General features: G+C 31.5%; 3 protein-coding genes. All 3 read left to right on the top strand.

All coding sequences use genetic code 11. From position 1 onward, the window contains the following. Window positions 1-144 precede the first annotated feature (144 nt). Window positions 145-1,293 carry a non-hydrolyzing UDP-N-acetylglucosamine 2-epimerase gene (gene wecB / locus LS72_RS08070; protein ID WP_331250515.1) on the top strand — a complete coding sequence of 383 codons (1,149 nt, stop codon included), beginning with the start codon at window positions 145-147 and terminating at the stop codon, window positions 1,291-1,293. Further along, on the top strand, window positions 1,290-2,513 hold the full coding sequence (gene wecC / locus LS72_RS08075) for a UDP-N-acetyl-D-mannosamine dehydrogenase (RefSeq protein ID WP_034554739.1): 1,224 nt from the start codon (window positions 1,290-1,292) through the stop codon (window positions 2,511-2,513). The genes wecB and wecC overlap by 4 nt, the downstream gene beginning before the upstream one ends. Further along, window positions 2,513-6,678, top strand: a 4,166-nt coding sequence (locus LS72_RS08080; protein WP_138155254.1) for an FkbM family methyltransferase, incomplete at its 3' end; no start/stop codon positions are given. The genes wecC and LS72_RS08080, both read left to right, overlap by 1 nt.

Below are 6,678 nucleotides of genomic sequence, written 5' to 3' on the forward strand. Positions count from 1 at the left end.
CTTAAACTTCAGGGGGATCAAGATTAAATTATGCTCTACATTCGACAAAATGTATTACATTCTTAAAAGATTAATTATTTTTAAAGTAAATGAACTAAAAAAGTTTGAAAAGTGCAATTTTCAATAGTGTTAGGGGGTTATAAATTGATAAAAAGAGTCTTATTTGTTTTTGGAACTCGACCAGAAGCCATAAAAATGGCTCCTTTAGTGAATGTTTTTAAAAAAGATTCTGATTTTGAAACCAAACTCTGTGTGAGTGCTCAACACAGAGAAATGTTAGATCAAACTTTAAATTTTTTTAATTTACAACCAGACTTTGATTTAAATATTATGGAATCTAATCAAGACCTATTTAGTATCACTTCAAAAATCCTATTAGCTTTAAAAGATATTCTAAAAGACTTTAAACCTCATTTAATCCTAGTTCATGGAGATACTACAACGGCATTAAGCGGTGCTTTAGCGGGGTTTTATGAAAAAGTCCCAATTGCCCATATCGAAGCAGGTCTTAGGACACACAATCTTGCATCCCCTTACCCCGAAGAAGCCAATCGACAAATGATTGATACTTTAACAAATTACTATTTTGTTCCAACCAACGATTCAAAAAATAATTTACTCCTTGAAGGCAAAAAAGAAAAAAATATCTGCATTAGCGGAAATACCGTTATTGATGCACTTTTTCTAACGCTCAATCTTATAAAATCCAATCAAAATCTAGAGCAAAAGATTAAAAAAGATTTATCGCTTTACTATCCTTTAAACCCCCAAAGAAAATTTATCCTTGTAACAGCTCATAGGAGAGAAAATTTTGGAGAAGGGCTTATCCAAATTTGTGAGGCTTTAAAACAAATTGCCTATAATAATCCACAAATAGATATTGTTTATCCTACACATCCTAACCCTAATGTGCAAAAAACTACAAAAAGCTTACTTACTGATACCCCAAATATCTTTTTAATTCCACCCTTAAATTATGAATATTTTGTCTATTTAATGTCTCATTGTTATTTCATAATGACAGATTCTGGAGGTATTCAAGAAGAAGCACCTTCACTAAGAAAGCCTATATTATTAATGCGAAACAACACAGAAAGACCTGAAGCATTAGAGGCTGGGGTAGTGAAATTAGTCGGAACGCACATTCAAAGCATTACAAAAGAGGCACAAAATCTTTTGGATAATCCTAAAGATTATCAAGCAATGTCTCACTCTATTAATCCATATGGCGATGGAAAGGCTTGTGAAAGGATTGTAGATTTCATCAAAAACTTTCAAAGGGATAAGGAATGAAAGTATGTGTAATTGGACTTGGTTATATTGGACTACCCACAGCTGCTATCTTTGCGCAAAAAGGATTAGAAGTCTTAGGCGTAGATACTAATCCAACCATTGTTGATACTATCAATCAAGCCAAAACACACATTATAGAGCCAGAGCTTGACAAGCTTGTCTTTGAGTCGGTAAAACAAGGATTTTTAAAAGCAAGTTTAAAGCCTAATTATGCAGATGTATTTATTATTTGTGTGCCAACACCTTTTAAGCAAAATCATCAACCCAATATAGATTATATACAACAAGCCTCTAAGGCTATTGCAAAATACTTACAAAAAGGTAATCTTGTGCTATTAGAATCAACCTCTCCTTGCGGCACTACAGAAAAAATATCCCAATATCTTAGCACAATAAGAGAGGATTTGAAATTTCCTCATAACAATAAACAGCCAGATATTTTTGTAGCTTATACTCCAGAGAGAGTATTACCGGGATCTATCCTCAAAGAGTTAGTAGAAAATGACAGGATTATTGGCGGGATTACAACCCAATGCACAAAAAAAGCTATAGAGCTTTATAAGATTTTTGTTAAAGGAGAATGTATCCCTACAGATGCAAAAACTGCCGAAATGACAAAACTTACAGAAAATGCTTTTAGAGATGTTAATATTGCTTTTGCTAATGAATTATCTTTAATCTGTGAGGAAGCGGGTATTGATGTTTATACGCTTATTAAACTTGCTAATCATCACCCACGAGTGAATATACTAAAGCCAAGTTGTGGAGTTGGTGGACATTGCATTGCTGTTGATCCTTGGTTTATTATAAGTGATTTTCCTAAACAATCTAAACTCATTAAAACCGCTAGAGAAGTTAATGACTACAAAATACATTTTGTTACTCAAAAAATCACGCATAGACTCTTACAAAAGGATTATAAAAAAATTGCTATTTTAGGATTATCTTTTAAACCAGATATTGATGACTTAAGAGAGAGTCCAGCAGTAAAAATCACCAAAACCATTATATCAGATACCCAAAGAGAAATTTTCATTGTTGAACCCCATATCAAACATTTACCTCAAGAATTAAGTTATCCAAATGTTAGACTATGCACTTTACAAGAAGCTTTAGATGAATCTCAACTCATTATTATCTTAGTAGCACATAAAGCATTTTTAAATTTAAATATCCCAACCCAAGAAATTTTAGATTTTGTTAATATTAGAGAAGTGTAATGGAAACACAAACAATTACAACTTTAATATTAAATGAAGAGAATGTAACCTATAAACTCTATCTCCCTTATAAAGAAAGTGATTATATTCAAAAAGAAATTACTGCTAAATTAATCCCTTACGAATATGCAATGCTACAAGATATTCTAAAAAGAATAGACAAAAATTCTGCCTTTTTAGATATAGGAGCAAATATAGGCAACCATTCTTTATTTTTAGCAGCTAATGGGATTAAAGTCTATGCCTTTGAAGCCAATAAAGAGCTTTGTGAAATAACTCAAAAAAGCATAGAACTCAATAAATTATCCAACAATGTAAAAATTTATAATTATGGCTTAAGTGATAGAGAGGAATTAGGAGAATTTACACATTTAGATACGAGCAACTTAGGAGGAAATGCACTTACTTTAGGAAAAGGCGATATCCAATGTAAAAGATTAGATGATTTTAAATTTGAAGAAAAAATAGGGGTAATAAAAATTGATGTTGAAGGAATGGAGGAAAAAGTTTTATTGGGGGCTAAAGAAACTATTAAAAAAAATCGACCCCTTATTTATATTGAAGCTATAGATATTTCTTCTTATCATCGTATCAACACTCTTTTAGAAGCCTTAAATTTTAGCTGTTGTGAAACTTTCAATACCACACCTACCCATCTTTATATTCCCAATGAGCACTTAGATGAAAAAAAAATGTTAAATAAGGTATTATCAAAACTCACTTATGATAATTATTACACACTCTATAGCTATGGAGCTATTAAAAAACTAGACAACAAACTCAATACCTCCCAACAAAACGAAGAACAGTTAAAGCAAACTATCACAAATCTAAAAGAACAAAATCAAAATCTCTTACTAAAACTCAATACCTCCCAACAAAACGAAGAACAGTTAAAGCAAACTATCACAAATCTAAAAGAACAAAATCAAAATCTCTTACTAAAACTCAATACCTCCCAACAAAACGAAGAGCGGTTAAAAAACACCCTTTCTTTTAGATGGGGGAATAGAATCATTAAAGCAAAGTCTTTGAAAAAAATCCTCACTCTACCTTATGATCTCCATCAAGACTATAAAGCCTTTAAAGGCAAAATCAAGCCTAATATTTTATTTACTTCTAATAAGCATAGCTTCCTATTCCCCACGCACAATATAGACAATGCTCAAAAACAATTTATCCTTCAATCAAAACCTAATTCGATCAAAGTAGCTTGTATCCTTGATGAGTTTAGCTACCATTGTTTCAGATATGAATGCAATTTGCTCTATCTTACATTTAGCAAATGGGAATCCCAAATTCAAGAATTTCAACCAGATTTTGTATTAATAGAATCAGCGTGGAGTGGGCTTGATACTTCGTGGAAAGAGAAATTATCAATGCCAAGCAAGGAGATTATAACATTACTTGAATTTTGTAAAAAAGCAAAAATTCCAACAGCGTTTTGGAACAAAGAAGACCCTATTGATTTTGAAAGATTTTTATACCTTGCAAAGAAAGTGGATTTTATATTTACAAGTGATATAGATTGTGTAGCCAAATACAAATATTACGCGAAACACTCTAGAGTTTATTGTCTCCCTTTTGCCGCACAAACGAAATTTTGCAATCCCATTGAAGAATTGAGCAGAAAAGATGGTTTTTGCTTTGCAGGTTCTTATTATATGCGTTTTCCAAACCGACACAAAGACTTTAGTACCATTATTGACGCTGCTAAAGCACTAAAGCCTGTGGCTATTTATGATAGAAATTATGGCAAAAGCCACGCACATAACTCCTACCCTCAAGAATTTCAAGATCTTATTATTGGAGGCTTAAATTTTGAAGAAATACAAAAAGCTTATAAAGGCTATAAATTTGGAATTAACATTAATAGCATTAAAAACTCACAAACAATGTTTGCTAGAAGAGTTTTTGAACTTTTAGCCTCCAATACCATAGTATTAAGCAATTTCTCAAGAGCGCTCCGATATTTTTTTGGTGATTTAGTGATTGCCTCTGATAATATTCAAGAGATTCATAAAAATTTAAGCCCTCTCATAAAAGAAGATTTATATTACAGAAAATTCCGATTATTAGGACTTAGGAAGGTTATGAGTGAGCATACCTACAAAGATAGATTTTCCTTTATATGTTCTGTGATATTTAAAAATTTTACGCCTTATTGTAAGCCTCCTATTTATATCTACTCCCAAATAAACTCTTTAGAAGAATACCAAAGAGTTATCGCTTATTTTAAAGAGCAAAAAACCATTAATAACAAGACTTTAATCCTTTATAAAAACTTCAACCAAAATTTAGAGGCACAAGATAAAAATATTTTATTAAAAGATACTAAAAAAGAATGTGCAGACTATTTAAAAAATTTAGAATCAGGATTTTTTAGTATTTTTAATCCTAAGGATTATTATGGCAAATCCTATCTCACAGATTTACTTTTAGCACAAAAATATTCCGATTATAAAGCTTTTGGCAAAGCTTGTCTCTATGCTTATACAGAAAAATTAATACTACAAAATGAGGATTTAGAATACCGCTTAGTCAAAGAGCTTGATATTTGCTCATCCATTCTTTGTGTAAAAGAACTAAAAGAAGATTTAATTCACCAATTCTTAGATGGCAAAACAAATTATCACTTAGAACATATGTTAGCACTTGATCGATTTAATTATTGCAAAAATGGAGCCTTACTTCCTGATGATAAACTCGAAGTTATTGATGATCTGTATCTACAAGATAGCGGCATCACTTTTAAACATATAAATCCCAAAATCACAAAACTCATTCCCGCTTCTTTGAAAGAAGAATGCACCACAAAAGATATTTATAAATTCTCTGCCTCTAAACTCTATGAGCTTTTTAAAAACTCCCACAAAGTCTCTATGAAGCTCCAGGATTCTCATTTAATACTTACCTCAAAACTCCAAAAACACGAGGAAGAAACCATCTATTTCAAAAAGCCCTTAGAAAAAGAAGCGATGAATCTGCTCTATAACTCAAAACTTCTCTTTAAATGTGAATATGATGTAGAAGATTTAAGGAGTGTTTGTGAGCTATTAGATAAAGGTAAGCATAGTATTTCTAAAAGCCTCAATGAGATAGGAGACATTATTACTTTAAGTTTGCCAAATCATTGCGCTTATATTCGCTTTGGGTTAAGGATTAAAGGGAGTGGCACAATCCAGATTAAAGAGCTAATTTTAGATGATGTGAGTAATGAGCCCTATTTAATGTTAGCCAAATCTAAAACATTAGTTCTAACTAGACAATACCCCTCTTATGAAGACATTTATAAATTTGGGTTCTTACACACAAGGATAAAAGCCTATAAAGAAAAGGGTGTTTTAGTGGATGTTTTTAGACTAAATAATGATTGCAAATACTCCACTTATGAATTTGAGGGAATTGATGTAATGAGTGCCTCTAAGGAAGTTTTACTGCACTCTTTGCAAAGTCAGCAATACACGCATATTTTGGTGCATTTCTTAGATGAGGGGATGTGGGAAATTTTAAGCCAATTTATAGATAAAATGAAAATTATTGTATGGATTCACGGCTATGAAATACAAATGTGGCATAGGAGATTATTTAACTTTGAACATTTAGGAGAAGCTGAAATCAATCGCCAAAAATCAATGAGTGAGCGAAGAAAAAAATTTTGGCAAAAAGTTATTCATGCAAACCATAAAAATCTCCATTTTGTCTTTGTTTCAGAACATTTTAAAAATGAATGCTTAGGAGATATTGGAATGGATTTACCAAAAGATTCTTATTCTATCATTCATAATCCAATTAACACGACTCTCTTTGATTATATCCCAAAAGACATAGAAGCTAGAAAGAAAATTCTTTCTATTAGACCTTTTGCTAGTAAAAAATACGCTAATGATTTATCGGTTAAAGCCATATTAGCACTTAGTAAAAAAGACTTTTTTAAAGAGTTAGAGTTTCTTATCATTGGAGATGGAGAATTATTCAAAGAAACACTTAAACCTTTAAGAGACTTTAAAAATATAACCATTCAACAAAAATTCTTACAACAAGAGGAAATCGCTAAACTCCATAGAGAATATGGAATCTTCTTAAATCCAACGCGTATGGATTCACAAGGTGTATCAAGAGATGAAGCAGGATCTAGTGGATTGGTGCCTGTTACTAATAGGGT

Source organism: Helicobacter apodemus, assembly GCF_000765745.2.
GTDB lineage: Bacteria > Campylobacterota > Campylobacteria > Campylobacterales > Helicobacteraceae > Helicobacter_D > Helicobacter_D apodemus.

Excerpts from the sequence above, each read along its gene's own strand:
- wecC (WP_034554739.1), top strand. The coding sequence starts at position 1,290 with ATGAAAGTATGTGTAATTGGACTTGGTTATATTGGACTACCCACAGCT.